The sequence below is a fragment of the Streptomyces sp. SirexAA-E genome (assembly GCF_000177195.2).
Classification (GTDB): Bacteria; Actinomycetota; Actinomycetes; order Streptomycetales; family Streptomycetaceae; genus Streptomyces; species Streptomyces flavovirens.
On the sequence record NC_015953.1, the window covers coordinates 4017663 to 4042143 of the forward strand.

Genomic DNA, 24481 nt, shown 5'->3' on the forward strand with positions numbered 1-24481 from the left:
GCGTTCAGTGGCCCGGCGGCGGCTGCGGCGCCCCCGGCAGCCGGATCGAGGCAACCGTGCCGTCGCCGTCGTCCGCCGGGCGCAGCGCGATCTCTCCGCCGGCCTGGTGGACCGTACGGGCCACGATCGACAGGCCCAGACCCGAGCCGGGGAGCTGGCGGGCGGACGGGGAGCGCCAGAAGCGTTCGAAGACGTGCGGGAGCTCCTCGGCCGGGATACCGGGGCCGTGGTCCCGGACGGTCAGTTCCCCGCGGTCCAGGCACACGTCGACGGTGCCGCGGGGCGGGCTGAACTTCACCGCGTTGTCCAGCACGTTGACCACCGCCCGTTCCAGCGCCGCCGGCTCGGCCCGCACGTACCAGGGGGCCAGCTCGGCGGTGATGGTCAGCTCCGGGCCCCGCAGCCGGGCGCGCCGCAGGGCGGTACGGGTGATGTCGTGCAGGGCGACCACCTGGAGGGGGCCCGGCTGGGCCGCGTCGGGGCGGGAGAGCTCCTGGAGGTCGCCGATGAGGGCGGCCAGCTCGGTCATCTGGGCCTTGACGGAGGCCAGCAGGGCCTTGCGGTCCTCGGGCGGGATGGCCCGACCGGTCTCGTCGCTGCGGGCCAGCAGCTCGATGTTGGTGCGGAGCGAGGTGAGCGGGGTGCGCAGCTCGTGCCCCGCGTCCGCGATGAGCTGCGCCTGGCGGTCGCGGGAGGTGGCCAGGGAGCTGGTCATGGAGTTGAAGGAACGGGACAGCCGGGCGATCTCGTCCTCCCCCTCGGCGGGGATCCGGACGGTGAGGTCCTCGGTCCGGGCCACGTGCTCGACGGCGTGGGCGAGTTCGTCGACCGGCCGCAGTCCCGTACGGGCGACCCACAGACCGGCCGCGCCCGCGCCGAGCACGCCGACGCCGGAGACGAGGACCAGCACCCAGGCGAGGCTGGAGAGGGGGTCGGTGACCTCGCTCTCGGGGCGGGCCACCGACACGGCGTAGGACTCGCCGGAGGGACGCAGGACCACGCGGTAGGTGTAGACCCGCATCTTCCGGCCGTCCTCGTCGGTCGCCGAGCGCAGCACGCCCGGGCGCTCCCCGGCAGCCACCTCCACGTCCTCGTCGGTCGCCGGGATGCGGGCGGAACCCGGGCTCGGACAGACCTGGCCGGCGCCGTCGATGATCTGGAGGGTGTACGAACCGGGCGACTGCACCGGCCCGCGGTCGGCTCCGCGGCAGCTGGACAGCAGCTCCGTCACGTAGGACTTGTCGACGGACGGTGACTTGCGCAGCGAGTCGTCCAGCTGGCCCTCCAGCTGTTCCCGCGTGACGAACCAGCAGGCGGCGGCGGCCGCCGCCACCGCGACGGCCACCGCCAGGGCGACCAGCAGGGCGAGCCGGGAGCGGAGCGGCAGCGCGCGCAGCCGCCGGGGCAGACCGGTCACCCGTCACCGCCGCCGGACCGCAGCGCGTAGCCGACGCCCCGCACGGTGTGCACGAGGCGGGGCTCGCCGCCCGCCTCGGTCTTGCGGCGCAGGTACATCACGTACACGTCCAGGGAGTTGGAGCTGGGTTCGAAGTCGAAGCCCCAGACGGCCTTGAGGATCTGTTCCCGGGTCAGCACCTGGCGGGGGTGGGCGAGGAACATCTCCAGCAGGGTGAACTCGGTGCGGGTCAGCTCCACCCGGCGCGAACCGCGGGTCACCTCGCGGGTGTTCAGGTCCATGCGCAGGTCGGCGAAGGACAGCACGTCGTCGTCGGGGTCGGTGCCGCCCGCCGCGACCGCGTACGAGCTGCGGCGCAGCAGGGCCCGGATCCGGGCGAAGAGTTCGTCCAGTTCGAAGGGCTTGACCAGGTAGTCGTCGGCGCCCGCGTCGAGACCGGTGACCCGGTCGCCCACGGTGTCCCGGGCGGTGAGCATCAGGATGGGAGTGGTCGAGCCGGTGGAGCGGATGCGCCGGGCGGCGGTGAGGCCGTCCATGCGGGGCATCTGGATGTCCAGGACGATCAGGTCGGGGGCGTACGCCTCCACCTTGGCCAGGGCGTCGTATCCGTCCACGGCCACCTCGGTTCCGTAGCCCTCGAAGGCGAGGCTGCGTTGCAGGGCCTCGCGTACGGCGGGCTCGTCGTCGACGATCAGGACACGCTGGGGATCGTCTTCGGCGGGGCTCATCGCTTCCTGGTCCTCTTCTCGTGGGTCCGGTTCTGCTGTGCTCTCAGCGTCCCACGCGGGCCGCACGGCGTCGCGCGGCACGTCGGCCGCGGGGACGGGCGCCGCCGCGGATCTCGGGCGGGCGGGCGCCGGTGTCGGCCGGGGCGGCCGCCCTGGCAGCCGACTCGGCGGCCAGGGCGAGGGGCAGGGCCAGGTCGGCGGGCCCGGCACGGGTGGCGGGATTCATGGGCAACCTCCCGGTCAGGAGCCGTTCCCGGCGCGCAGGGCGTCCAGGTCGGCCTTGACGGTGTCGACGGGGATGGCGAAGCCGAGGCCCACGCTGCCCGCCGAGGAGCTGTCGGCGGTGCTGGACGAACTGGGCGAGTACATGGCGGAGTTGATGCCGATGATCTCGCCGTTCATGTTGATGAGCGCGCCGCCGGAGTTGCCGGGGTTGAGCGAGGCGTCGGTCTGGATCGCCTTGTACGTGGTCTTGGACGTGCCGGTGTCTCCGTTGAACTGCTGCCCGCCGAATTCGAACGGCCAGTTGCCGCCGCCCTGTTGCTGTTGCCGCTGCTGTCCCTGGTCCTCGTCCTTGGCGACCGTGACGTCCCGGTCCAGCGCGGAGACGATCCCGCTGGTGACGGTGCCGGTGAGGCCCTCGGGCGAGCCGATCGCCACGACCTCGTCGCCGACCTTCACCGAGGAGGAGTCGCCGAGCGTGGCCGTCTTCAGCCCGCTCGCGCCCTGGAGCTTGATGAGGGCCAGGTCCTTGTCGGCGTCGGTGCCGACGACGTCGGCGGTGTAGGTCTTGCCGGTGCTGAGGGTCACCTTGATCTGGGAGGCACCGGAGATCACGTGGTTGTTGGTGACGATCTCGCCGTCCGCGGTGACGACCACACCGGACCCGGTGGCCTCACCCGCGGAGGACGTCGCGCCGATCTCGACGATGGCCGGCGACACGGCCGCCGCCACCCCGGAGACGGTGCCGACGCTGCTCTGCGACACGGTGGTGCCGCTGACGGCGCCGCCCGAGCCCACGGCGGACGAGCCGCCGCCGACGAAGGAGCTGATGAGGGTCGCGGTGCCGCCGCCGACCACCGACGCCGCGATGGCCACGGCCACCAGCAGCGCGGCCGGCCGCTTCATCCTGCGCTCCGCCCTCGGGGCCTCGGCGGCCGGCTCGGGGTGCGGGGACGGGGCGGGCCAGGCGTAGTCGGCGGTGGGCTGCGGAGGGTCGTACGCCGGCGGCGGCGGGTAGGCCGTCTCGCCGGTGCCGTACGAGGGGTACGTCGGGTACTCGCCGCTCGGGCGGTGGCTGTCGGTCATGTCTACGAGAGTGGCCAGCGAACATGAGAGCAGCCTGAGTACCCGCTGAGAAGCCCGGCAGAACCGCGTATGCCCGAAATAAGGGCCCTACACCGCACCGGCCGCGGGCTCCCCGCAGCCGCAGGAGCGCCGCACCACCAAGGCGGACGGGAACTGCTTGAGGCGCTCCCGCCGGGACCCCGTCACCCGCAGCGCGTCGTCGAGGACGAGGTCCACGGCGGCCCGCGCCATCGCCGGACGGTCGGAGGAGACGGTCGTCAGCGGCGGGTCGGTGAGGCCCGCCTCCTTCACGTCGTCGAAGCCCGCGACGGCGAGCTCCCCCGGTACGTCGATCCGCAGCTCGCGCGCGGCCCGCAGCACACCGATGGCCTGGTCGTCGGTCGAGCAGAAGATCGCCGGGGGCCGCTCGGGCCCGGCCAGCAGCTTCAGCGCCACCTGGTAGGCGTCGTAGCGGTTGTACGGGGCGTGGAAGAGCCGGTCCTCGGTCGGCAGCCCGGCCTCCTGCATCGCCCGGCGCCAGCCCTCGATGTGGTCGGCGACGGGGTCGCCGACGACCGGGGTGGACTCCGTGCCGCCGAGGCACGCCACGTAGGCGACGCCGTGCTCCAGCAGATGGCGGGTGGCGAGCTGGGCGCCGCCGATGTCGTCCGTGACGACCGCGACGTCGTCGATGGCCTCGGGCCGCTCGTGCAGCAGGACGACACGGGCGTCCCAGGCCTCGATCTCGGCCGCGGCGCGCTCGCTGGGGCCCTGGCTGACCAGGATCAGCCCGGAGACCCGCATGCCGAGGAAGGCCCGCAGATAGTGGACCTCACGCTCGTCGCGGTAGTCGGAGTTGCCGACGAGCACCATCTTCCCGCGCTCGGCGGCGGCCTGTTCGACCGCGTGGGCCATCTCCGCGAAGAACGGCTGCCGGGCGTCCGGCACGATCATCCCTATGAGGTCGGTCCGCCGTGAGGCCATCGCCTGGGCGACGCGGTCCGGCCGGTAGCCGAGCTCCTTGATCGCGGCGAGCACCCGCTCACGCGTGGCCGGGGCGACCGGCCTGGGTCCGTTGTTGATGACGTAGCTGACGACCGCTGTCGAGGTCCCCGCCAGTCTCGCCACATCGTCCCGCGTCACCTTGGCCACGCGCGGCAGTCTACGCGGATCGACCTACCGCTTGGCAGGTCGGACCGGGGCTTCTTCCGAAATCCGTGCCTGGTCCGATTGCTCCGAACGGGTGGCTGTTTCCCCGGCCGCCTCCGCGGCCGCCTTGGCCTTGCCGTCCTCGGTGGGGCGTTCCGGCTTCTCGGGGGTGACGAAGCGGTAGCCGACGTTGCGGACGGTCCCGATGAGCGACTCGTGCTCGGGGCCGAGCTTGGCGCGAAGTCGCCGTACGTGGACGTCGACGGTGCGGGTGCCGCCGAAGTAGTCGTACCCCCAGACCTCCTGGAGCAGCTGGGCGCGGGTGAAGACCCGGCCGGGGTGCTGGGCGAGGTACTTCAGCAGTTCGAACTCCTTGAAGGTCAGGTCCAGGACCCGGCCCTTCAGCTTGGCGCTGTACGTCGCCTCGTCGACCGACAGGTCCCCGTTGCGGATCTCCATGGGGGAGTCGTCGGTGGTGATCTGCTGGCGGCCGGTCGCCAGCCGCAGCCGGGCCTCGACCTCGGCCGGGCCGGCGGTGTCCAGCAGCACGTCGTCGATGCCCCAGTCGGCGGTGACGGCGGCGAGGCCGCCCTCGGTGACGACGAGGATCAGCGGACAGCCGGGGCCCGTGGACCGCAGCAGCTGACAGAGCGAGCGGACCTGGGGGAGGTCGCGCCGCCCGTCGATGAGGATCACGTCGGCGCCGGGGGTGTCGACGAGCGCGGGCCCCTCGGCGGGGGCCACCCGCACGCTGTGGAGCAGGAGGCCGAGGGCCGGAAGCACCTCCGTCGACGGTTGAAGGGCATTCGTCAGAAGCAGCAGTGAACTCATCGCCGCCCACCTGCCTGGGTCGTCGGTCGATCGTGCACGGTTCGCTCGCCCATTACGTCGGTCCTCCTCGTTCCCTGCGAGAGGGGCACTCCCGGGCCGCGCCCGGGGGAGTATGCGGCACTGCTTCGTACGCCCGTACGGCGTCAGCCCGGAGGCGGCCGCAATACGGTTTTTACTGGTGCGACCCCTGTCCAGGGAGCGCTGAGCTTGTTGAAACGTCTCCGTAACAAGGCTCGGAAAGCACAAAAGGACCCGGGGGCTGCATTGCCCGGATCCTCTCCGCAGCACAATAGCCCACATGAGTTCTGCGTCCGAGGGTCGTTTCCTGAGTTCTTCTGTTCCCTCGCTCACGCCGGTGCCCCGGCGCACGACATTGCTGACGGGTGACGGGGTGCGTATCGAGGCGGTGTACACCCCGTGTACGGCGGATTCCGCGCAGCCGGACGGCGGGGCAACGCAGCGGACGGCCGTCGTCCTGGCGCACGGCTTCACCGGATCGGCCGACCGGCCGGCCCTGCTGCGGGCCGCCGCGGTGTTCTCGCAGCGTGCGGCCGTGATCACGTTCTCGTTCCGGGGACACGGACGGTCCGGCGGGCGGTCCACGGTGGGGGACCGGGAGGTGCTCGACCTGGCCGCCGCGGTCGCCTGGGCGAGGTCTCTGGGACACCGGCGGGTCGTTACGGTCGGCTTCTCGATGGGCGGTTCCGTGGTGCTCCGGCACGCGGCTCTGTATACGGCTGAGGGCGGCGCCGAATGCGCGGAAAAGGATTCCGGGGACACGGCCGGAAGAGTGGGGCGGCGCATGGATGCGCGCGACGGGCGCGCAGGGGCGCATACGGATGCGGTGGTCGCCGTCAGCGCTCCGGCGCGCTGGTATTACCGGGGGACGGCTCCGATGCGCCGTCTGCACTGGGTGGTCACCCGGCCCGCCGGCCGTCTCGTGGGCCGGTACGGCTTCCGCACCCGGATCCACACCGAGGACTGGGACCCCGTCCCGCTCTCCCCGGTCGAGGCGGTCCCGCTGATCCGGGTGCCGCTGCTGATCGTGCACGGCGACCGGGACCCGTACTTCCCGCTCGACCACCCGCGGACGCTGGCGGCGGCGGGTGGGGACCGTGCCCGGCTGTGGCTGGAGCGGGGGATGGGACACGCCGAGAACGCCGCGGACGAGGGCCTGCTCACGCGTATCGCGGACTGGACCGCGTCGGTGTGAGGGGTGGCGTGGCCGATGATGGACAGCTGACGGACGAGGAAAGGGGTGCCGCCATGGCGGCGGGGACGATCCGCTACTGGGCCGCGGCCAAGGCCGCGGCGGGGACCGCTCAGGAGCCGTACGCGGCGGCGACGCTCAAGGAGGCGCTCGACGGGGTGCGCGAGCGGCACCCGGGCGAGCTGACGCGCGTACTGCGCCGATGCTCGTTCCTGATCGACGGGGACCCCGTGGGGACCCGGGACCATGAGACCGTACGGCTTGCCGAGGGCGGCACGGTCGAGGTGCTCCCGCCGTTCGCAGGAGGGTGAACCGGAGACCATGAGCAACGACGAGCAGCAGTACGGCCAGGGACACGGGCCGCAGTACGGGCGCGGGGACGGGCAGGCGTACGACGCCCAGGGCCGCCCGTACGACGCGTATCCGGCGTCCGGGGCGTCGGCCGGGGACGGCTGGCCCCTGGCCCAGGGCCAGGAACCGGGGCAGCCGGCCGCGCCCGCCTACCCGGAGTCCGGGCAGGGGCAGGCCGGCCTCGGGGCGGCGCAGACGTGGCAGGGCCAGACCTGGGACACCCAGTACCAGCCCTCGATCCGGCCCCGCCCGGCCCCACCGCAGGAACCGGCGCCTTACGGTGCGCCGGACCAGCAGTACGGCGCACCGGGGTACCCGGCCCCGCAGCACGCGGCACCGCAGTACCCGGCACCGCAGTACCCGGCCCCGCAGCACGCGGCACCGCAGTACCCGGCACCGCAGTACCCGGCCCCGCAGGGCGGGACACCGCAGTACGGCGCCCCGCAGCACACCGGACCCCAGCACGCGGCACCGCAGCCCACCGGCGCGCAGCCGTACGCCGCCGCCCGGCAGGCCGGCCCGCAAGGCGGCTCCGGGGCCTACCCGTTGCCGCCCGAGGCGCCGGTGGCGGACCCCGCCCCTGTCCCCGCCCCCGCTCCGGCCACCGCCGGTGAGGGCGACGGTTACGGGCCCGCCACCACCCTGGGCAACAGCAGGATCACCGACGCCCAGCGGGCCCGCGCCGAGGGGCGGTCGCCGATCATCGCGCCCGGGATGCGGCCCGCCGCGCTCACCGCCGGTCTCGGCCTGCTCCTCGCCGCCGGTGCCGCGATCGGGTCGTACGCCCTGCTCGTCCCGCTGGTCCTGCTGCAGGCCGTCACCGCGGCCGGCTGGTTCCGGCTCAACGGGATGTGGCCCGCCCGGCAGGGCATCGCGCTCGCGTTCGCGGGCGGTGTCGTCGCGGACGGCGTCCTGCTCGTGGCCGGACGGGACGACGGGCCGGCCGCCCTCCTCGGCACGCTCGGCGTCTGGGTGCTGCTGACCCTGGTGCTCCAACTCCGCAGCCACGCGGGGGCCGACGAGCGGATGTACGGGCTGACGGCCACCGTCGCCTCGGCGGCGCTGGCCGTCCTGGCCGCAGGTCATCTGGCCGCAGCCGGGGACGCGGTGACCGTGGGCGCGCTCGCCGTCGCCGCCGCCGTGGTTGTCAGGGCCCTCCCGCTGCCCGGCCCGGTCTCGGTCGTCGTGGCGCTGGTCGCCGCCGCCGGTGCCGGTGCCGTGGCCGGGACCTTCACCGGCTTCGGGACGCAGGCCGGCTTCCTCGGTCTCGCGGCCGGGGTCTGCGCGCTGATCGGCCTCAGGGTGGCGAGCTACGACTACCCGTCCCGGTTCGTGCACATGACGGCCGGGGTGGCGCTGCCGCTGACCGCCGCCGCGCCCGCCGTCTACCTGATCGGGCGGGTCCTCGCCTGACGCGCCGCCGGTCTCCTCCGCACGCCGTTCGCGGGCGGAGGGAACCGGCCGTGCCCGTACCTCGTCGATCACTGAGGGCGTGCCGGCCAACGGCAGTAGGCTCGCGGACGCATCAGGGTCCGGCCGGTCTGAGTGGGGAGCAACGGGCATGCGAGCACTGCGAATACTGCTGATCCTTGCTGTGGTGCTGGGCGGGATCTTCGTCGCCGTCGACCGTGCCGCCGTGTACTTCGCGGAGTCGGAGGCCGAGGACCGGGTCCGCTTCGCTGGGGCCGAGACCGGGTCCACCGAGGTCTCGATCAAGGGCTTCCCCTTCCTGACCCAGGTCGCCGGGTCCGAGCTGGACCGGGTCGACGTCACGGTCAGGGACATCCAGGCCAGCGCTGCCGGTCGGGCCATCCGGATCAGCGAGATACGGGCCCGGCTCCACCAGGTGAAGCTCGGCCCCGGATACACCAGCGCGACGGCCGCCCGGGCCACCGGGACGGCCGTCGTCTCGTACGCGGACCTCACCGCCGCCGCCGACGACGGGGTGACCGTCGCCTACGGCGGCGAGGGCAAGGTCAAGGTCACCGGGACCGTCCAGGTCCCGCTGCTGGGCAAGCAGCTCTCGCGCAGTGTGCTCTCCACCGTCACCCTCGTCCGCGGTGACACCGTCAAGGTGCGCGCCGACGAGGTGCCGGGCGAGGGCATCCCCGGCCTGGAGAGCCTGGTCCGCAAGAAGACCGACTTCGAACGGGAGATCGGCGGGCTGCCGGAGGGCCTGGAGCTGGAGAAGATCGAGGTGACCCCGGACGGCCTCGAGATCTCGGTGAGCGGCGCGGACATCGCACTCGCCGGGTGACCCGCGGGCCCGAGGGCTGACGCGTCATTCTCGGCGGGCGGATATCCCACGGCGGGGACGGGTAGGGGGACCGCGGCGCCGGTGTGCGGCGATCCGGATGCTGAGACGGGCCTGTCCGAGGCGCAGATGGCGACCCGTACCCCGGCTCCCGCACGCGGGTCGGCGAGCCGCCCGGCCCGGTGTGCGTCTCGTATCGCGGACGATCGCGTCTCAGGATCCGACACGGCGGTGACATTCCCGCCCGTACCTCCCTACGATCGGACCCATGAAGCGACAGGCGGACCTCACGAAGCGGCGGGCAGTAGACCTGTGCCGCGTCGCCGCCATGCTCTGTCGCACCTTCTGAGCGGGACCAGCTCCCGTTTCCCCTCGGCCCTTCGACGACCTCAGGGCCGAATCCGTGCCTCCCCCCGTACGTGTGCCGCGCGCCGAGCGCCCGCCCGTACACCCCGCACCACGCACGCCGCACCACCCCGCCGCAGACTGCCCCGGAGGAGAAACACATGAGCCGCGCAGACGTTCTGGTCGACGCCGACTGGGTCGAGGCCCACATCGACGACCCGCAGGTGGCCATCGTCGAGGTCGACGAGGACACCTCGGCGTACGAGAAGAACCACATCAAGAACGCGATCCGGATCGACTGGACCAAGGACCTCCAGGACCCGGTCCGGCGTGACTTCGTCGACCAGGCCGGCTTCGAGAAGCTCCTGTCCGAGAAGGGCATCGGCAACGACACGCTGGTCGTCCTCTACGGCGGCAACAACAACTGGTTCGCCTCGTACGCGTACTGGTACTTCAAGCTCTACGGCCACGAGAACGTCAAGCTGCTCGACGGCGGTCGCAAGAAGTGGGAGCTCGACTCCCGCGACCTGACCGACGCCGTCCCGACGCGTCCGGCCACCCAGTACAAGGCCAAGCCGCAGGACTCCTCGATCCGCGCCTTCCGTGACGACGTCGTCGCCGCGATCGGCAACCAGAACATCGTCGACGTGCGGTCGCCCGACGAGTTCAGCGGCAAGCTGCTCGCCCCGGCGCACCTCCCGCAGGAGCAGTCGCAGCGTCCCGGCCACGTGCCGAGCTCGCGCAACATCCCGTGGTCGAAGAACGCCAACGACGACGGCACCTTCAAGTCGGACGACGAGCTCAAGGCCCTCTACGAGGACGAGCAGGTCGACCTGTCGAAGGACACCATCGCGCTGTGCCGCATCGGTGAGCGCTCGGCCCTGACCTGGTTCGTGCTGCACGAGCTGCTCGGTGTCGAGAACGTCAAGAACTACGACGGTTCGTGGACCGAGTACGGCTCCCTCGTCGGCGTGCCGATCGAGCTCGGCGCCAACAAGTAAGCCAGCAGCACCAGTTCAGCAGGACCCCGACCAGAAGGACAGAACACCATGTGTGGAGCACAGGCCGGCGGCCCCGACGCTTCGACGATCAAGCCCGGCGAGACGACCATCCAGGGCAGCGTGACCCGCGACGGCGAGCCCGTCACCGGCTACGTCCGCCTGCTGGACTCGACCGGTGAGTTCACCGCCGAGGTCCCGACCTCGGCGACCGGGCAGTTCCGCTTCTACGCGGCCGAGGGCACCTGGACGCTCCGCGCCCTGGTTCCGGGCGGTACCGCCGACCGTACGGTCGTGGCCCAGACCGGAGGGCTCTCCGAGGTGGCCATCGCCGTGTAGTGCGCCCGCGCGCGCCGTGTGCGCGCACGGATCCGGCCGGAGGGCCGCACCCCAGGGGGTTGGACGCCACCTGAGCGGGGTGCGGCCCTCCGTGCTGTCCCGGGCCGCTCTCCGGCCTCGCGGGGCCAGGGACCGCCGGACCGCTGCCGAGGCGCGGATCCCGCTCTACGCTGGACTCATGTACGCCCGACGCAGGCGCGCCTACTTCTTCTTGATGGGCGGCTGCCTCGCCCTCTTCGTCTCCGCCTGGGCCTTCGTCCGTCTCTGGTCCATCCCGGCGGCGGTGGCGATGTGCGTGGTCGCCATGGTCATCCCGCCGGTCGCCGCGATGGTCGCCAACCGGCGCGGCCCGGAGGACCGCTGGTTCGACGAACCCCCGCCGCCCCCTCCACCGGCTCCCCGGCCCCGTCCGGGCAGGGCCGAGCCCACCGGCGACCCCGAGTCGGACGCCTGGTGGGACGAGCTCGACGGGAAGAAACGCCCGCGCTGAGATCCGTCCGCCCGCGGGCCCGGCGCGCGGACGCGGTCAGTAGACGAGCGCCTGGGTGCCGTCCGCCATGGCCTCCTGGACGAACACCTGCGCGCCGGCGATGCGCACGCCCTCCAGGACGTCCTTCTCCGTGATGTCCCGCCGGGCCGCGCACTGGGTGCAGAGCGTGATCCGGCCACCCGCCTGGATCGACTCGATCAGGTCGGGCAGCGGTGCCGAGTGCGGCAGTTCGAAGGCGGCGGCCCGTCCGGGCAGGGCGAACCAGGCGGACTCGCCGGTCAGCCAGAGCGAGACCTCGATCCCGCTGGCGACGGCCACGGCCGCCACGGTGAAGGCCTGCGAGCAGCGCTCGGGGGAATCCGCCCCGGCGGTCACCTTGATCACGAGCTTCTTGGACATGTACCGAACTGTAATCGTCCGGTGGACGACCTCCCCTGTGGCCTGTGGCCTGTGGCCTGTGAGCCGGCGCCCGCGGGGGCGCCCTCGTCCTGGCCGTGCAGCCGCGAGCGGGCGAGGCCGGGACGGCGGGCGTCCCCTTCCGGCAGACCATGGCCCCGCGGAACCGGCCGCTGGGATGACGGGGCCCGGGGGAAACCCCGGACCGCCGGGGCCGGGCCCCACCCATTAGGCTGGGGCCCGGCCCCGTTCTGCCGTCCTGTCGTCCCGAGGAGCTCCCGTGCTTGAGGCTTTCTTCTCCGCCCTGCTGGTCCTGGTCTGCGTGGGCGTGCTCGCCTTCGCCGCGGTGACCGTGAAGAAGCTGTACCAGGGCCAGCGCTGACCCTCGCCGAACACCTCCGTAACTCCCTCACAGATCGTCTGAGCCGCTCATGATCGAGATTCCGTCCGACCTCCACCCGGACCTCGTGCCGCTGGCCTTCCTCCTCGGGAACTGGGCGGGTGCCGGTGTCTCCGACTTCCCCGGTGCCGAGAAGTGCAACTTCGGCCAGGAGGTCACCTTCAGCCACGACGGCCGGGACTTCCTCGAGTACGTCTCGCACTCCTGGGTGCTGGACGCCGAGGGCAACCAGGTCAGGCCCCTGGAGAGCGAGTCCGGCTACTGGCGCGTCGACAAGGACCGCAAGGTCGAGATCGTCATGGTCCGCGACCAGGGCGTCGTCGAGGTCTGGTACGGCGAGCTGGCGAAGCAGAAGCCGCAGATCGACGTCGTCACCGACGCGGTGGCCCGTACGGCGGCCTCCGGCCCGTACAGCGGCGGCAAGCGGCTCTACGGCTACGTGAACAGCGACCTGATGTGGGTCGGCGAGAAGGCCACCCCCGATGTGGAGCTGCGGCCGTACATGTCGGCGCACCTGAAGAAGGTCGTCACCCCCGAGGAGGTCGCCGCCATGGCGAAGAGCCTCGGTGACATGCCGGACGACGGCATCGCCTTCTTCAAGTAGGCCCTCCGAATTCAAGCAGGCCCTCCGGCAACAGGTCTCGACGGCCGGTGCCCGCGCCGCCCTACACTGGGCGTGTGGTGAGCACCGACTGGAAGACCGATCTTCGGCAGCGCGGTTACCGGCTGACGCCCCAGCGCCAGCTCGTCCTGGAGGCCGTCGACACGCTGGAACACGCGACCCCCGACGACATCCTCTGCGAGGTGCGCAAGACGGCGTCGGGTGTCAACATCTCCACCGTCTACCGGACGCTGGAGCTCCTGGAGGAGCTCGGCCTGGTCAGCCATGCGCACCTGGGGCACGGGGCCCCGACGTACCACCTGGCCGACCGCCACCACCACATCCACCTCGTGTGCCGCGACTGCACCGACGTCATCGAGGCGGACGTGGACGTGGTCGCCGACTTCACCGAGAAGCTGCGGGGCGCGTTCGGCTTCGAGACGGACATGAAGCACTTCGCGATCTTCGGCCGGTGTGCCGACTGCGCGGCGAAGGCGGCCGGGTCCGGCCCGTCGACCACCGGCTGAGGGCCTGTCGGGGCGTGGACGCCCGAGCGGAGCCCTCCGACAGGTTCTGAGGGCTGTCCCGTGTCCGCGTCGGCGCGAGTCGTACGCTGGTCGCATGAAGAGCCCCCTGCTGTCCCTGCCCGGCGCCGTCCCCGCCGAGGGGCGCGACGAAGGCGTCGCCGCGCACTACGGCGACCTGTTCCGTGAGCAACGCGCGCTCGCCGACGGCAGCGGCCTGGTCGACCTCTCGCACCGCGGGGTCGTCACGGTCACCGGCGACGACCGGCTGACCTGGCTGCACCTGCTGCTCACCCAGCACGTCAGCGACCTCGCCCCCCACCAGGCGACCGAGGCGCTGATCCTCTCCGCCAACGGGCACATCGAGCACGCCCTCTACCTGGTCGACGACGGCACGACGGTGTGGGCGCACGTCGAGCCCGGGACCGAGGGCGAGCTGATCGCGTACCTGGAGTCGATGAAGTTCTTCTACCGGGTCGAGGTCGCCGACCGCACCGGGGACGTCGCCGTCGTCCACCTGCCGGCCGGTTCCATCGCCGAGGTCCCGGACGGTGTGGCCGTACGGGAGATGCCGCACGGCCGTGACCTCTTCCTGCCCCGCGCCGATCTGGAGGCGTACGCCGCCGCGCACGGCCCGGCCGTCGGGATCCTGGCGTACGAGGCGCTGCGCGTCGAGACGCACCGCCCGCGGCTCGGCTTCGAGACCGACCACCGCACCATCCCGCACGAGCTGGGCTGGATCGGCACGGCCGTCCACCTCCAGAAGGGCTGCTACCGCGGGCAGGAGACCGTGGCCCGCGTCCACAACCTGGGGAAGCCGCCCCGTCGGCTGGTCTTCCTGCACCTGGACGGCAGCGAGGTGCACCTGCCCGGCCACGGGACGCCGGTGCGGCTCGCGGCGGACGGCGCGGAGGGGCGGCAGCTCGGCTTCGTCACCACGTCAGCCCGCCACCACGAGCTGGGCCCCATCGCCCTGGCCCTGGTGAAGCGGAACGTGGCCGTGGACGCGGAACTGATCGCCGGTGACACGGCGGCGGCCCAGGAGACGGTCGTCGAGCCGTAGGACGGGGGACGGCCTCAGACCTCGACCAGGACGGTGAACGGGCCGTGGTTGGTGAGCGTGACGCGCATGTCCGCCCCGAACCGGCCCGTCTCCACCCGCGCGCCGAGCGCGCGCAGCTGTGCCACCACCTCGTCGACCAGGGGTTCGGCGACCTCGCCGGGTGCGGCCGCGTTCCAGGTGGGCCTGCGGCCCTTCCTGGCGTCCCCGTAGAGGGTGAACTGCGAAATGACCAAAAGCGGTGCATTCACATCCGAGCAGGACTTCTCGCCCTCCAGGATGCGCAGGCTCCACAGCTTGCGGGCGAGCTGCGCCGCCTTCTGCGGGGTGTCCCCGTGCGTGACCCCGACCAGCACACACAGTCCTTCGCCGACGATCTCGCCGACCTTCCCGGGCTCCGGCGCACCGTCCGCGCCACCCGCGACGGCGACGCTCGCGCCGTCCACTCTCTGTATCACTGCACGCATACAGACCAACCTATCTTGGGCTGAACGGGTACAGAGTGCCTGCATGGACACCCTCCGTAGTGGCACCATGCACGGTGTCGGTGTGCCGACGCACCGGCCGAGGGGACGGAACAGCATGAGTACACAGGGAACCGGGTCATCCCCCGGCGCCGTACCGGTGACACGTACTGCCGGTACCTTGCGGCCACCTGTACAGCGGACAGGCGCCACACCCGGACCGGACCAGCTCGCCGAGTCCGCGCCGCTGTCCGCGCAGCCGCCCGGGCCGCTGCACGTGCCCGGGCAGACCGCGGGAGGCTGTGGTACGGGCGAGGGGGCGGCGCGCGGGCACGCGGAGTTCGGCGGGCTGCGGCTCCCGGATCTGCGGAGCCGGCGCCGGGACGCCCAGCGTGACGAGGCGGACCTCAGTTACGTGCGCCGGCTCGTCCAGGGCCGGATCGACATCCTGCGGGCGGAGCTCGCCCGGCGTGCCGGACACCGGTCGCCGGTGGTGGACCGGCTCTCGGAGATCCTCGCCGACACCCCGTCCGTGCACCGGTCCTCGGTGCGGCACGTCACCCTCACCACGCCGCGCAGCGACGAGTACCGGCGGCTGGCCGCGGACACCCTCGCCGAGGTGGGCCTGTCCGACCTGGGGGCGCGCACGGACGACGAGCTGCTGGCGGCGATGGGGCGGCTCGTCCGCTACGAGCAGCAGGTGTCCCGGCGCCGTCACCGGCTCCAGCGGACGGTGGACGATTGCAGCGCCGAGATCGCCCGCAGGTACCGTGACGGGGAAGCACAAGTAGACGACCTGCTCGCCTGAGGCGACCCTTCCGGGGGCGGGTCCCGCCCGCCTCCGGAAGGCCGTCCGTCACCATGACCTCGCAGAACTCCTCAGCGTCCGCCCCGCTCCCGGTCCTGGCCGAGGTCGTACGGTCCGGCTTCACGGAGGGCCACCACCGGGGTTCGCTGGTCCTGCTGGCCGCCGACGGGAGCGTCGACCTCGCTCTCGGGGACCCGGCCGCGCCGGTCTTCCCGCGCTCGTCCAACAAGCCGATGCAGGCCGCCGCGATCCTGCGGGCCGGTCTCGAACTGAGCGGTGAGCGGCTGGCGCTGGCCGCCGCGAGCCACTCCGGTGAGGACTTCCACCTCGCTCTCGTCCGCACGATGCTCGCCGAACACGGTCTGACGCCGGACGACCTCCGGACCCCGCCGGACCTGCCGCTGGACCCGGTCGAGGCGGAGGCGTACCTCGCGGCGGGCCGGGTCCGGGAGCCGCTCACCATGAACTGCTCCGGCAAGCACGCGGCGATGCTCGCGGTCTGCGTGCGCAACGGCTGGGACACCGCGACCTACCTCGACCCGGCCCACCCCTTGCAGGTCCTGGTCGGGCAGATGGTCGCCGAAGCGGCGGGCGAGCCCGTCGCGGCGGTCGGCACCGACGGCTGCGGGGCGCCGCTGATGGCGATCGGGCTGGTGGGGCTGGCCCGCGCCTTCCGCGCGTTCGTCACCGCCGAGCCGGGTTCGGCGGAGCGCCGGGTCGCGGACGCGATGCGGGCCCACCCCGAGTACGTGGCGGGCACCCGCCGCCCGGACACCTGGCTGATGCGGGAGGTGCCGGGGACGCTGTCCAAGATGGGCGCCGAGGCGGTCCAGGCGGTCGCGCTGGCGGACGGCCGGGCGCTGGCCTTCAAGATCGACGACGGCTCGACGCGCGCCCTGGGGCCGGTGCTGGCCCGTGCGCTCGAACTCCTGGGTGTGGACGCCCCGGTGGTGTCCCGTATCGGCCGGGCGCCGCTGCTGGGCGGTGCCGAGGAGGTCGGCCGGATCCGCGCGGCGTTCTGAGGCGGCCGGCGCGGTGGGGCGCCCCGTAATCGGAGCGACAGCCTGGGGGCGGCGTGCATAGCGTGGGGGGGCATGAGCCTCGATCCGCGTACGGTCACCGTCTCCGACTTCCCCGACTGGCTGCGTGCCGTGAGCACCGGTTTCCTGCGGCCGTACGTGGCGACGGACGAGGAGGTCGCGGTGCGGCTGACCCATACCGATCTGGCGCGGGTCCAGGGAGTGTTCGACGGGGACCGGTGTGTGGCCACCTTCCGGTCGTTCGCCCAGGAGCTGACCGTGGTGGGCGGCGCCACCGTGCCGGCCGACGCGGTCACCGCGGTGACCGTGTCACCCACGCACCGCCGCCGCGGGCTGCTGGGACGGATGATGGCGGTGGACCTCGCGGCGGCGAAGGAGCGCGGTGACGTGGTCGCCTCGCTGATCGCGGCCGAGTACCCGATCTACGGGAGGTACGGCTTCGGCCAGGCCGCCTGGGCCACCGAGTGGGAGATCGATGTGCCCCGGAGCGGTCTGGACCCGCGCCGGCCGGTGCCGGACGAAGCGGACGGCGGCCGGATCGACCTGGTGGACGGCGACGCCGTGCGCAAGCTGGGCCCCGAGCTCCACGGGCGGCTGGCGGCCCGGCAGCACGGCATCGTCAGCCGGGACGCGCGCTGGTGGCAGCGGAGCACGGGGATCGAGGTGCCGGCGCACGAGACATGGACCGAGCCCTTCTACGCGGTTTACCGCTCGGCCGGCGGTGAGGTGGACGGGCTGATCGCCTACCGGGCCGACGACCACTGGGGCGACGCCAAGCAGCCGCTGAACAAGGCGACGGTGAGCGATCTGATCGCCGCGACCCCGGCGGCGGAACGCGCGCTGTGGCGGTTCGTGTGCTCGGTGGACTGGATCACCACCGTCCGCAGCGGTTACCGGGCCCCGGACGACCTGCTCCCCTTCTTCCTCCCGGACCCCCGGGCCGCCCGGGTGGTGACCCAGGCGGACTTCCTGTGGCTGCGCCTCCTGGACGTGCCCCGGGCGCTGGAGGCCCGGACCTGGTCCGCCGACGCCTCCCTGGTCCTGGAGGTCCACGACGCGGCGGGACTGGCCGGGGGCCGCTTCCTGCTGGAGGCCGCACCGGGGGGCGCCTCGTGTACGCCGACGACCCGGAGTGCCGATCTCGCCCTGGACGTCAGGGAACTGGGAACGCTCTACCTCGGTGACGAGTCCGTGGCACGGCTCGCCGCGCTCGGCCGGGTGGAGGAGCTGCGGCCGGGCGTGGTGGCGGTGGCGGACGCGCTGTTCCGGGCGCCGCGGCGGGCGTGGTGCCCGGACGTCTTCTGACGCGGCCTCAGGCGGGGGCGCCCCACCGGATCACGCGGTCCGCACCTTGAACAGCACCCCCGACAGCCCGACGGCCACGGTGAGGATGCCCGCCGCCCAGGCCAGCGCGACCCAGGGGGCGTTGCCCACCGGCTGGGCGAGCAGCAGGCCGCGCAGCGCCTCGACGGCCGGGGTGACGGGCTGGTGGTCGGCGAACCCGTGCAGCCAGCCCGGCATCGAGTCGACCGGGACGAACGCGCTGCTCGGGTAGGGCAGGAACGACATGAAGAAGGTGAAGCCGCCGGCCGCCTCCGGGGTGCGGGCCAGCAGGCCGATGGCCGCCGAGATCCAGGACAGCGCGACGATGTAGGCGAGCAGGACGCCCAGGGCGGCGATCCAGCCGCCGAGCGAGGCGGCGGGACGGAAGCCGATGAGCAGGGCGACGCCGAAGACCAGCGTGGTGGAGACCAGGTTGCGCACGGTGCTCGCCGCCACGTGCCCGGCCAGGACCGGTGTGCCGCCGACGTCCAGGGAGCGGAAGCGGTCGATGATGCCGCCCTTCATGTCCTCGCTGACCGCCACGGCGGTGGTGGCCGAGCCGAAGCCCGCGCACAGCAGGAGGACGCCGGGGACGACGTACATGACGTACGAGTCGTAGGCGGTACCCGTGTCGATCGCGCCGCCGAAGAAGTAGACGAAGATCAGCATCAGCATGACCGGCAGCATCAGCGAGGTGATCACGGCGTCGATGTTGCGGCGGCTGATGCGCAGGCTGCGGCCGGTCATGACGGCGGCGTGGGTGAGGATCCCGGGGGCGTCAGACATGGTCGGGTGCCTCCGTCGGTTCGGTGGTCGCCCCGGTCAGGGCCAGGAACACGTCGTCGAGGCTCGCGCTGTGCACGGAGAAGCGGTCGACGTCGGTGCGGTGCGGGTCGATCTCGTCGAGCAGGGCGCGGACGTGGGCCGCGGTGCCGTCGGTGGGCAGGCCCAGGGTGAGCGTGCCGGGGGAGTGGTGGACGGCGCGGGTCGCGAGGCGGAGGTAGGCCTCCTTGCCGGTGAGGACCAGATCGAGCCGGTGGCCGGGGACACGGGCCTTCAGGGTCTCGGGGCTGCCCTCGGCGACGATCCGGCCGCCGTCGAGCACGGCGATCCGGTCGGCCAGCTGGTCCGCCTCCTCCAGGTACTGGGTGGTGAGCAGCACGGTCGCGCCCCGGTCGGCGAGGTCGCGGACGACCGTCCAGAGCTCGCGGCGGCTGCGGGGGTCGAGGCCGGTGGTGGGCTCGTCGAGGAAGAAGACGCCGGGCTCGGGGGAGCCGACCAGCCCGGCCGCCAGGTCGAGCCGGCGACGCATCCCTCCTGAGTACGTACGCACCTGCCGGCGTCCCGCGTCGGTGAGGTCGAAGCGGGCCAGGAGCTCCTCGGCCCGTTGCCTGGCACGGGTGCGGGACAGGCCGGTCAGCCGGGCCGTCATTCGGAGGTTCTCCTCGCCCGTCTGGGTCTCGTCGACGGCGGCGAACTGCCCGGTCAGGCTGATCGCCCGGCGGACCCGGCGCCGGTCGGCGACGACGTCGTACCCGGCGACGTGCGCGGTGCCGGAGTCGGCGGTGGTCAGGGTGGCGAGGATCCGGACCGTGGTGGTCTTGCCCGCACCGTTGGGGCCGAGCAGGGCGAAGACACCGGCGCGCGGGACCTGGAGGCCGATGCCGTCCAGGACGCGCACCGGGGCGGACCGTTCTCCGTAGGACTTGGTGAGGCCGTGGGCCTCGATCATCGTCTCCGGCACGGCGGAGACCCCCCTTCGGTTCTGCGTATCTAGTACGCGCTACCGCGTAAGCATTACGCAAAACTAGGATGGCGGTCAAGGCGGTACGGCGAGAGGCGGCTTCGGGTGACCGGGAAGAACGACGCGGCGGGCGGTACGGGGCTTTCGCCCGGCATCGAGGCCGCCTGGGGGCTGCGGGACCGCCCGGTCAAGGGCCCCAAACCGGGGTTGTCGGTGGACCGCATCGTCGCCGCCGCCGTGGGCGTCGCCGCGTCCGAAGGGCTCGGGGCCGTCTCGATGGGGCGGGTCGCCAAGGAGCTGGGTGCCTCGACGATGGCGCTCTACCGGTACGTCTCCGCGAAGGAGGAGCTGTACCTCCTGATGCAGGAGGCGGCCATGGGCACCCCGGAGCCGCTGCCCGCGCTGGAGTCGGGGGCGGGCTGGCGCGCGGCGCTCGGCGAGTGGGCGTGGGCCCAGCGGCGGATGTTCCAGCGCAACCTGTGGGCGCTGCGCATCCCGATCGCGGGCCCGCCCGCGAGCCCCAACTCCGTGGCCTGGTGGGAGCAGGGGCTCCAGGCGCTGAGAGGCAGCGGCCTCTCCGCGGGCACCAGGATCTCGGTGGTCCTGCTGGTCTCCGGTTTCGTACGGAACGAGGCCACGCTGATGAGCGACGTCGCCGCCGCCGTCGAGGAGAAGGGTGTTCCCGCCGAGGAGTTCATGGCGCGATGGGAGCGAACGGTGCGCAGGCTCGTCGATCCGGTGCGGCATCCGGAGCTGGCCGGGCTGCTGGGTACCGGGGTCATCAGCGAACCCGACGGCCCCGACCACGAGTTCGAGTTCGGCCTGGCGCGGGTGCTCGACGGGATCGAGGTGTTCGTCCGGCGGGAAGCCGGGTGAGGGGCGTCCTCGGCGGCCCGGGCCGCGCCGGCTGTCTTAACGGCTGTCGGTGAGGCCGTCGGGAAGTCCGTCGGTACGGCTGTCCGTACCGCTTCGGGAGGTACGGCTGCCCGCCCGGCTGTCGTATCGGCTGTCGAGGAGACCGTCGGCGAAGGCGCGCCGGTGCGCCGCCAGCCATGCCTGGTGGCGGTCCCAGCTCTCCCATCCGCCGCGTGCCGCCAGGGCCCGCACGTAGACGGGGTCACCGTCCCGCACCCGCCGCGCGCTGAACTCCCGTGCGACGGCGGCCGCCTGCTCGATCGTGCGCGGCAGGGCGGCCCGGCCCCCGGCGTCCAGGCCGTGGCCGTCGGCGAGTACGCGCAGCCGGTCGAGGGTGCGGGGTCCCTCGCCGGACATCGGCACCCAGTACCGGGCGACCGTCGCCACGTCCCACAGCGGCCGTCCCGGGGCGGCCTGGTCGAAGTCGATGAACCCGGTGGCGACCCGGTCGCGGAAGACCACGTTCTCGGGGCAGACGTCGTTGTGGCAGAGGATCAGGCTGTCCGCAGGGGAGGTGTCCGCCTCCGGATCGGCGAGGCCGGTCCGCCAGGGGACGCCCCGGTCCACCGGCAGGGCGGCGGAAGCGCGGTGCAACCGCCGCAGCAGGGCGCCCACCGACCTCAGGACCCCGTCGTCGGACCAGGTCCGGGCCGGGAAGGGCGGGACGGCGACCTCGCCCTCGATGTGGCCGAGCCGTTCCCGGCGGCCGCCGTCGAACGTGCCCAGCGGGGTGGGCGCGCCGTCGAAGCCCTGTGCGGCGAGCGCCCTGAGGTGGGCGTGGAGCGCGGCGGCGTGCGGCGGGGCCGGGCGCTCCACGGTGTCGCCCCGGCGGACGACGGCACCCGCGTTGTCCATGCCCCCGCGCAGGACCTCGACGTCCGGCTCGCCCGGCTCCCGGCTCATCCGCCCCCCGTTCGCCCGTCGGTCCGGCCGAACCCGAACGGGCCGTGCAGGTCGGCCGGTTCGCGGAAGAGTACACCGGTCATCCCGAGCGCCAGGGCCGCGTCGACGTTCTCCTGGCGGTCGTCGACGAACAGGCAGCGGTCCACCGGAACCCCCGCCCGAGCGGCGGCGATCCGGTAGATGGCCGGGTCGGGCTTCGCGACGCCCTCGTGGGCGCTGCCCACCACATGGTCGGCCAGGTCGCCGAGGCCCAGGGCGGCCAGGTCGTCGTGGAGCTGGAGCGTGGCGTTGGTGACCAGGACCAGTGGGACACGTTCCCGGACCCGGCGCAGCAGGGCGACCACCGTCTCGTCCGCCCGGAACGGCGCCTCGGCCATCGCCCGCCCCAGCTCCCGGGCCCACTCCGGGCCGACCCGGTCGGTCAGCCCCGCGGTGATGGCCTCGGCCCACTCCTCGGGCGTGATGCGGCCGAGGAGGAGGGGGAGGTCGAGCCCGGGGGCGTAGGCGAGGCCGGCGGTGGTGCCTTCCAGGAGGCCGGCGGCCTGTTCGAGTGCGGTGACGCGGGTCAGGTCGTAGTACCGGACGACGTTGTCCAGGTCGCACAGCACGGCGTCGTACGCGGTGGCGGGCGGGCGGGCACCGGTCGTCGGGGCGGGGGTGTGCACCAGGTCACCTTTCGGCGGTCGCGGGGGTCGCCACCGTACCGGTGAGGTCCGCGGGGGCGGCGACGGGCGGCCGGGGGGTGGGGCGCAGGACGAGGAAGGCGACGGCGAGTGCGGCGACGAGCAGGCCCGTGCCGACGGTGAACGCCAGCCGGTAGCCCTCGGTCAGGGCCTCGGCCCGGGCGTGGCCGGTGCCGAGCAGCCGGTCCGTGCGGCCGGCCGCCAGGGTGGACAGCACCGCCACCCCGAGGGCCATCCCTGTCTGCTGGGTGGTGTTGAAGACTCCGGAGGCCAGCCCCGCGTCGTCGTCGCGCGCCCCGGACATACCGAGCGCCGTCAGCGCGGGGAGCGCGAGCCCGAAGCCGGCGGCCAGGAGCATCACGGGGAGCAGATCGGTCACGTAACGGGCCTGTTCGGGTACGCGGGTGAGGAGGCCCAGGGTGCCGATCAGCAGCAGGATCCCGGCGAGCAGGACCACACGTTCGCCGAACCTGGCGATCAGCCGGGCCGACGCCCCCAGTGACATCGCGCCGATCGCGAGGGCGGCGGGGAGCATGGCGAGGCCGGTCGCGGCGGCGCCGTACCCGAGGACGTTCTGGAGGTGCAGCGCGACCAGCACCTGGAACGAGAACAGCGCGGCCACCATGAGGACCTGGACGAGGTTGGCCCCGGCCACGTTCCGCGAGCGGAACAGCCGCAGCGGCATGAGCGGCGTACGGGCAGTGGCCTGGCGGACGGTGAACGCCACCAGGAGGACGAGGGCGAGTGCGGCCGGGACGAGCGTCGGGGCCGACACCCAGCCGTACTCGGCGGGCTGGACTGCGGCGTAGATGGCCGACATCAGGCCCCCGGTGACGAGCGCGGCACCAAGGACGTCGGCGCCGCCGGAGAGGCCGGTGCCGGTCTCGGCGGGCAGGACGCGGCGGGCGACGAACAGGACGGCGGCGCCGACCGGCAGGTTGATCAGGAAGATCCAGTGCCAGCTGAGCGCCTCGGTGAGGACGCCGCCGAGCACCTGCCCGATCGAGGCGCCAGCGGCTCCGGTGAAGGAGAACACCGCGATGGCGCGGGCCCGTTCGCGGGGCCGGGTGAACAGGGTGACCAGGATGCCGAGCCCGACGGCGGAGACCGCCGCACCGCCCACGCCCTGGAGGAAACGGGCGGCGATCAGCAGCGCCGGGGTGGTGGCGGCGCCCGCGAGGACGGACGCCACGGTGAACAGGGCGGTCCCGGCGACGAACACGCGGGAGCGGCCGATCAGGTCTCCGAGCCGGCCGGCCAGCAGAAGCAGGCTGCCGAACGCGATCAGGTAGGCGTTGACCACCCAGCTGAGTCCGGCCGGTGTGAAGCCGAGGTCCCGCTGCATGCTGGGCATCGCGACGGTGACGATGGACCCGTCCAGGATGATCATCAGCATCCCGGTGGCGATCACCCCCAGGGCGAGCCGACGGCGGCGGTCGTCCGGTTCGGGGCCGGGGGAGGGCGAGGAGTGGGAGGGAGGCAGGGCGGAGGGCATCGGTCATCTCCTGTCGGGCGGATCGATGGAGCGACCGTAGCAGATGGTTCTGTTACAGACTATATTTAACGGTCCTATGTGGGAGCCCGGCGCTCCTCGGTGTCGCCTGCCTCCTGGCCGTGTTTCCTGGCGGGTGCCCGGTCCTTGCCGGTTCCCTACGCCTTGCCCTGGTCCCTACGCCTTGCCCTGGCGGGCCCGGCGTACCGGCCGGGGGTTCTCGGCGGGGGTGGCTAGGTGCCCCTCCGTCAGCTGGTTCAGGGCGCGCAGCAGAGTCTCGCGGTCGCCTTCGGCGAGCGAGGCCAGCGCCTCCTGGTGCACCCGGTCGACGATCTCCTGGCTGCGTGCGGCGAGCCGGGCGCCTTCCTCGGTGACGGCGATGATCCTGGCCCGCCGGTCGCGACTGGACGGCCGGCGCTCCGCGAGTCCGGCCTTCTCCAGGGCGTCCACGGTCACCACCATCGTGGTCTTGTCCATGTCGCCGATCTCCGCCAGCTGGATCTGGGTGCGCTCCTCCTCCAGGGCGTGGACCAGGACGCAGTGCATGCGCGCGGTCAGCCCGATCTCGGCGAGGGCGGCGGCCATCCGGGTGCGCAGGACATGGCTGGTGTGATCGAGGAGGAAGGAGAGGTCGGGTGCGGTGCGGGCGGGGCTCATGGCGGTCATGTGTGCCAGGGTACCCAGCCGTTCCGTGACGGATCATCCGATACGAGACGTTGCGGCCGGGGC

General features: G+C 73.0%; 28 protein-coding genes. 14 read left to right on the top strand and 14 right to left on the bottom strand.

Annotated elements, in window-relative coordinates:
• Positions 1-4 precede the first annotated feature (4 nt).
• From SACTE_RS17875 to SACTE_RS17900, 6 genes are all read right to left on the bottom strand, one after another.
• On the bottom strand, positions 5-1417 hold the full coding sequence (locus SACTE_RS17875; protein WP_014047421.1) for a HAMP domain-containing sensor histidine kinase: 1413 nt from the start codon (positions 1415-1417) through the stop codon (positions 5-7).
• Positions 1414-2145, bottom strand: a complete 732-nt coding sequence (locus SACTE_RS17880; RefSeq protein WP_014047422.1) for a response regulator transcription factor — start codon at positions 2143-2145, stop codon at positions 1414-1416. The genes SACTE_RS17875 and SACTE_RS17880 overlap by 4 nt, the downstream gene beginning before the upstream one ends.
• Before the next feature lie 43 nt (positions 2146-2188).
• Positions 2189-2371: a hypothetical protein gene (locus SACTE_RS17885; protein WP_014047423.1), complete on the bottom strand. Its 183-nt coding sequence runs from the start codon at positions 2369-2371 to the stop codon at positions 2189-2191.
• A gap of 14 nt (positions 2372-2385) precedes the next feature.
• Entirely contained in the window at positions 2386-3453 is a 1068-nt protein-coding gene (locus SACTE_RS17890; protein WP_014047424.1) for a trypsin-like peptidase domain-containing protein, read from the bottom strand.
• An 87-nt stretch (positions 3454-3540) separates the two neighbouring features.
• A complete protein-coding gene (locus tag SACTE_RS17895; RefSeq protein WP_014047425.1) occupies positions 3541-4584 on the bottom strand; it encodes a LacI family DNA-binding transcriptional regulator in 1044 nt (347 codons plus the stop codon).
• 24 nt (positions 4585-4608) lie between these two features.
• Positions 4609-5412, bottom strand: a complete 804-nt coding sequence (locus SACTE_RS17900; RefSeq protein ID WP_014047426.1) for a response regulator transcription factor — start codon at positions 5410-5412, stop codon at positions 4609-4611.
• Between the two features lie 298 nt (positions 5413-5710).
• Here SACTE_RS17900 and SACTE_RS17905 point away from each other — a divergent pair, with 298 nt between their 5' ends.
• The 7 genes from SACTE_RS17905 (at position 5711) to SACTE_RS17935 (ending at position 11399) form a co-directional block, all read left to right on the top strand.
• On the top strand, positions 5711-6625 hold the full coding sequence (locus SACTE_RS17905; RefSeq protein WP_014047427.1) for an alpha/beta fold hydrolase: 915 nt from the start codon (positions 5711-5713) through the stop codon (positions 6623-6625).
• Positions 6626-6678: 53 nt separating this feature from the next.
• On the top strand, positions 6679-6933 hold the full coding sequence (locus tag SACTE_RS17910) for a MoaD/ThiS family protein (RefSeq protein WP_014047428.1): 255 nt from the start codon (positions 6679-6681) through the stop codon (positions 6931-6933).
• Positions 6934-6943: 10 nt separating this feature from the next.
• Positions 6944-8386 (top strand): membrane protein, encoded by a 1443-nt coding sequence (locus SACTE_RS17915; protein ID WP_014047429.1) that lies wholly within the window; start codon positions 6944-6946, stop codon positions 8384-8386.
• A gap of 148 nt (positions 8387-8534) precedes the next feature.
• Entirely contained in the window at positions 8535-9230 is a 696-nt protein-coding gene (locus SACTE_RS17920) for a DUF2993 domain-containing protein (RefSeq protein ID WP_014047430.1), read from the top strand.
• 503 nt (positions 9231-9733) lie between these two features.
• Entirely contained in the window at positions 9734-10573 is an 840-nt protein-coding gene (locus tag SACTE_RS17925) for a sulfurtransferase (RefSeq protein ID WP_014047431.1), read from the top strand.
• 48 nt (positions 10574-10621) lie between these two features.
• Positions 10622-10909: a DUF1416 domain-containing protein gene (locus SACTE_RS17930; protein ID WP_014047432.1), complete on the top strand. Its 288-nt coding sequence runs from the start codon at positions 10622-10624 to the stop codon at positions 10907-10909.
• 178 nt (positions 10910-11087) lie between these two features.
• The gene (locus SACTE_RS17935) at positions 11088-11399 is read left to right on the top strand and encodes a DUF3099 domain-containing protein (protein WP_014047433.1); all 312 of its coding nucleotides are present in this window, start codon (positions 11088-11090) and stop codon (positions 11397-11399) included.
• A gap of 36 nt (positions 11400-11435) precedes the next feature.
• On the opposite strand, the gene SACTE_RS17940 is transcribed toward SACTE_RS17935, so the two are convergent.
• On the bottom strand, positions 11436-11798 hold the full coding sequence (locus SACTE_RS17940) for a DsrE family protein (RefSeq protein WP_014047434.1): 363 nt from the start codon (positions 11796-11798) through the stop codon (positions 11436-11438).
• A 428-nt stretch (positions 11799-12226) separates the two neighbouring features.
• On the opposite strand from SACTE_RS17940, the gene SACTE_RS17950 reads away from it, so the two are divergent.
• The 3 genes from SACTE_RS17950 (at position 12227) to SACTE_RS17960 (ending at position 14383) form a co-directional block, all read left to right on the top strand.
• Complete coding sequence (locus tag SACTE_RS17950; protein WP_014047436.1) at positions 12227-12799, top strand: FABP family protein; 573 nt, start codon at positions 12227-12229, stop codon at positions 12797-12799.
• A 74-nt stretch (positions 12800-12873) separates the two neighbouring features.
• Entirely contained in the window at positions 12874-13323 is a 450-nt protein-coding gene (locus SACTE_RS17955; RefSeq protein WP_019993436.1) for a Fur family transcriptional regulator, read from the top strand.
• A 94-nt stretch (positions 13324-13417) separates the two neighbouring features.
• Positions 13418-14383, top strand: a complete 966-nt coding sequence (locus SACTE_RS17960) for a glycine cleavage T C-terminal barrel domain-containing protein (protein WP_014047438.1) — start codon at positions 13418-13420, stop codon at positions 14381-14383.
• 14 nt (positions 14384-14397) lie between these two features.
• Here the strand turns inward: SACTE_RS17960 and dtd are convergent, their stop codons facing one another.
• A complete protein-coding gene (dtd, locus tag SACTE_RS17965; protein WP_037759148.1) occupies positions 14398-14847 on the bottom strand; it encodes a D-aminoacyl-tRNA deacylase in 450 nt (149 codons plus the stop codon).
• Positions 14848-14962: 115 nt separating this feature from the next.
• Here dtd and SACTE_RS17970 point away from each other — a divergent pair, with 115 nt between their 5' ends.
• The 3 genes from SACTE_RS17970 to SACTE_RS17980 all read left to right on the top strand — a co-directional run bounded on the left by SACTE_RS17970 (position 14963) and on the right by SACTE_RS17980 (position 17997).
• Positions 14963-15652 carry a hypothetical protein gene (locus SACTE_RS17970; RefSeq protein ID WP_014047440.1) on the top strand — a complete coding sequence of 230 codons (690 nt, stop codon included), beginning with the start codon at positions 14963-14965 and terminating at the stop codon, positions 15650-15652.
• A gap of 53 nt (positions 15653-15705) precedes the next feature.
• A complete protein-coding gene (locus tag SACTE_RS17975; RefSeq protein WP_014047441.1) occupies positions 15706-16674 on the top strand; it encodes an asparaginase in 969 nt (322 codons plus the stop codon).
• A 72-nt stretch (positions 16675-16746) separates the two neighbouring features.
• Positions 16747-17997, top strand: a complete 1251-nt coding sequence (locus SACTE_RS17980) for a GNAT family N-acetyltransferase (RefSeq protein WP_014047442.1) — start codon at positions 16747-16749, stop codon at positions 17995-17997.
• Between the two features lie 30 nt (positions 17998-18027).
• On the opposite strand, the gene SACTE_RS17985 is transcribed toward SACTE_RS17980, so the two are convergent.
• Together SACTE_RS17985 and SACTE_RS17990 are read right to left on the bottom strand one after the other, a co-directional pair.
• Positions 18028-18801 (bottom strand): ABC transporter permease, encoded by a 774-nt coding sequence (locus SACTE_RS17985; protein WP_014047443.1) that lies wholly within the window; start codon positions 18799-18801, stop codon positions 18028-18030.
• Entirely contained in the window at positions 18794-19747 is a 954-nt protein-coding gene (locus SACTE_RS17990; RefSeq protein ID WP_176724359.1) for an ATP-binding cassette domain-containing protein, read from the bottom strand. Before SACTE_RS17990 ends, SACTE_RS17985 begins: the two co-directional genes overlap by 8 nt.
• Positions 19748-19864: 117 nt before the next feature.
• Between SACTE_RS17990 and SACTE_RS17995 the strand changes: the two genes are divergently transcribed.
• Positions 19865-20635, top strand: a complete 771-nt coding sequence (locus SACTE_RS17995; protein ID WP_014047445.1) for a TetR/AcrR family transcriptional regulator — start codon at positions 19865-19867, stop codon at positions 20633-20635.
• 36 nt (positions 20636-20671) lie between these two features.
• On the opposite strand, the gene SACTE_RS18000 is transcribed toward SACTE_RS17995, so the two are convergent.
• From SACTE_RS18000 to SACTE_RS18015, 4 genes are all read right to left on the bottom strand, one after another.
• Entirely contained in the window at positions 20672-21577 is a 906-nt protein-coding gene (locus tag SACTE_RS18000; RefSeq protein ID WP_014047446.1) for a phosphotransferase, read from the bottom strand.
• Positions 21574-22242 (bottom strand): HAD-IA family hydrolase, encoded by a 669-nt coding sequence (locus tag SACTE_RS18005; RefSeq protein WP_014047447.1) that lies wholly within the window; start codon positions 22240-22242, stop codon positions 21574-21576. The genes SACTE_RS18000 and SACTE_RS18005 overlap by 4 nt, the downstream gene beginning before the upstream one ends.
• A gap of 4 nt (positions 22243-22246) precedes the next feature.
• Positions 22247-23755 (bottom strand): MFS transporter, encoded by a 1509-nt coding sequence (locus SACTE_RS18010; protein WP_014047448.1) that lies wholly within the window; start codon positions 23753-23755, stop codon positions 22247-22249.
• Between the two features lie 174 nt (positions 23756-23929).
• Positions 23930-24418 carry a MarR family transcriptional regulator gene (locus tag SACTE_RS18015; RefSeq protein ID WP_014047449.1) on the bottom strand — a complete coding sequence of 163 codons (489 nt, stop codon included), beginning with the start codon at positions 24416-24418 and terminating at the stop codon, positions 23930-23932.
• Between the last annotated feature and the right edge of the window lie 63 nt (positions 24419-24481).

What these genes read in the sequence shown, in the direction of transcription:
- SACTE_RS17880 (WP_014047422.1), bottom strand. Translation starts at nt 2,145, where the DNA reads ATGAGCCCCGCCGAAGACGATCCCCAGCGTGTCCTGATCGTCGACGAC.
- SACTE_RS17885 (WP_014047423.1), bottom strand. Translation starts at nt 2,371, where the DNA reads ATGAATCCCGCCACCCGTGCCGGGCCCGCCGACCTGGCCCTGCCCCTC.
- SACTE_RS17890 (WP_014047424.1), bottom strand. Translation starts at nt 3,453, where the DNA reads ATGACCGACAGCCACCGCCCGAGCGGCGAGTACCCGACGTACCCCTCG.
- SACTE_RS17900 (WP_014047426.1), bottom strand. Translation starts at nt 5,412, where the DNA reads ATGAGTTCACTGCTGCTTCTGACGAATGCCCTTCAACCGTCGACGGAG.
- SACTE_RS17905 (WP_014047427.1), top strand. Translation starts at nt 5,711, where the DNA reads ATGAGTTCTGCGTCCGAGGGTCGTTTCCTGAGTTCTTCTGTTCCCTCG.
- SACTE_RS17910 (WP_014047428.1), top strand. Translation starts at nt 6,679, where the DNA reads ATGGCGGCGGGGACGATCCGCTACTGGGCCGCGGCCAAGGCCGCGGCG.
- SACTE_RS17915 (WP_014047429.1), top strand. Translation starts at nt 6,944, where the DNA reads ATGAGCAACGACGAGCAGCAGTACGGCCAGGGACACGGGCCGCAGTAC.
- SACTE_RS17920 (WP_014047430.1), top strand. Translation starts at nt 8,535, where the DNA reads ATGCGAGCACTGCGAATACTGCTGATCCTTGCTGTGGTGCTGGGCGGG.
- SACTE_RS17925 (WP_014047431.1), top strand. Translation starts at nt 9,734, where the DNA reads ATGAGCCGCGCAGACGTTCTGGTCGACGCCGACTGGGTCGAGGCCCAC.
- SACTE_RS17930 (WP_014047432.1), top strand. Translation starts at nt 10,622, where the DNA reads ATGTGTGGAGCACAGGCCGGCGGCCCCGACGCTTCGACGATCAAGCCC.
- SACTE_RS17935 (WP_014047433.1), top strand. Translation starts at nt 11,088, where the DNA reads ATGTACGCCCGACGCAGGCGCGCCTACTTCTTCTTGATGGGCGGCTGC.
- SACTE_RS17940 (WP_014047434.1), bottom strand. Translation starts at nt 11,798, where the DNA reads ATGTCCAAGAAGCTCGTGATCAAGGTGACCGCCGGGGCGGATTCCCCC.
- SACTE_RS17950 (WP_014047436.1), top strand. Translation starts at nt 12,227, where the DNA reads ATGATCGAGATTCCGTCCGACCTCCACCCGGACCTCGTGCCGCTGGCC.
- SACTE_RS17960 (WP_014047438.1), top strand. Translation starts at nt 13,418, where the DNA reads ATGAAGAGCCCCCTGCTGTCCCTGCCCGGCGCCGTCCCCGCCGAGGGG.
- dtd (WP_037759148.1), bottom strand. Translation starts at nt 14,847, where the DNA reads ATGCGTGCAGTGATACAGAGAGTGGACGGCGCGAGCGTCGCCGTCGCG.
- SACTE_RS17970 (WP_014047440.1), top strand. Translation starts at nt 14,963, where the DNA reads ATGAGTACACAGGGAACCGGGTCATCCCCCGGCGCCGTACCGGTGACA.
- SACTE_RS17975 (WP_014047441.1), top strand. Translation starts at nt 15,706, where the DNA reads ATGACCTCGCAGAACTCCTCAGCGTCCGCCCCGCTCCCGGTCCTGGCC.
- SACTE_RS17980 (WP_014047442.1), top strand. Translation starts at nt 16,747, where the DNA reads ATGAGCCTCGATCCGCGTACGGTCACCGTCTCCGACTTCCCCGACTGG.
- SACTE_RS17985 (WP_014047443.1), bottom strand. Translation starts at nt 18,801, where the DNA reads ATGTCTGACGCCCCCGGGATCCTCACCCACGCCGCCGTCATGACCGGC.
- SACTE_RS17990 (WP_176724359.1), bottom strand. Translation starts at nt 19,747, where the DNA reads ATGATCGAGGCCCACGGCCTCACCAAGTCCTACGGAGAACGGTCCGCC.
- SACTE_RS18000 (WP_014047446.1), bottom strand. Translation starts at nt 21,577, where the DNA reads ATGAGCCGGGAGCCGGGCGAGCCGGACGTCGAGGTCCTGCGCGGGGGC.
- SACTE_RS18010 (WP_014047448.1), bottom strand. Translation starts at nt 23,755, where the DNA reads ATGCCCTCCGCCCTGCCTCCCTCCCACTCCTCGCCCTCCCCCGGCCCC.
- SACTE_RS18015 (WP_014047449.1), bottom strand. Translation starts at nt 24,418, where the DNA reads ATGACCGCCATGAGCCCCGCCCGCACCGCACCCGACCTCTCCTTCCTC.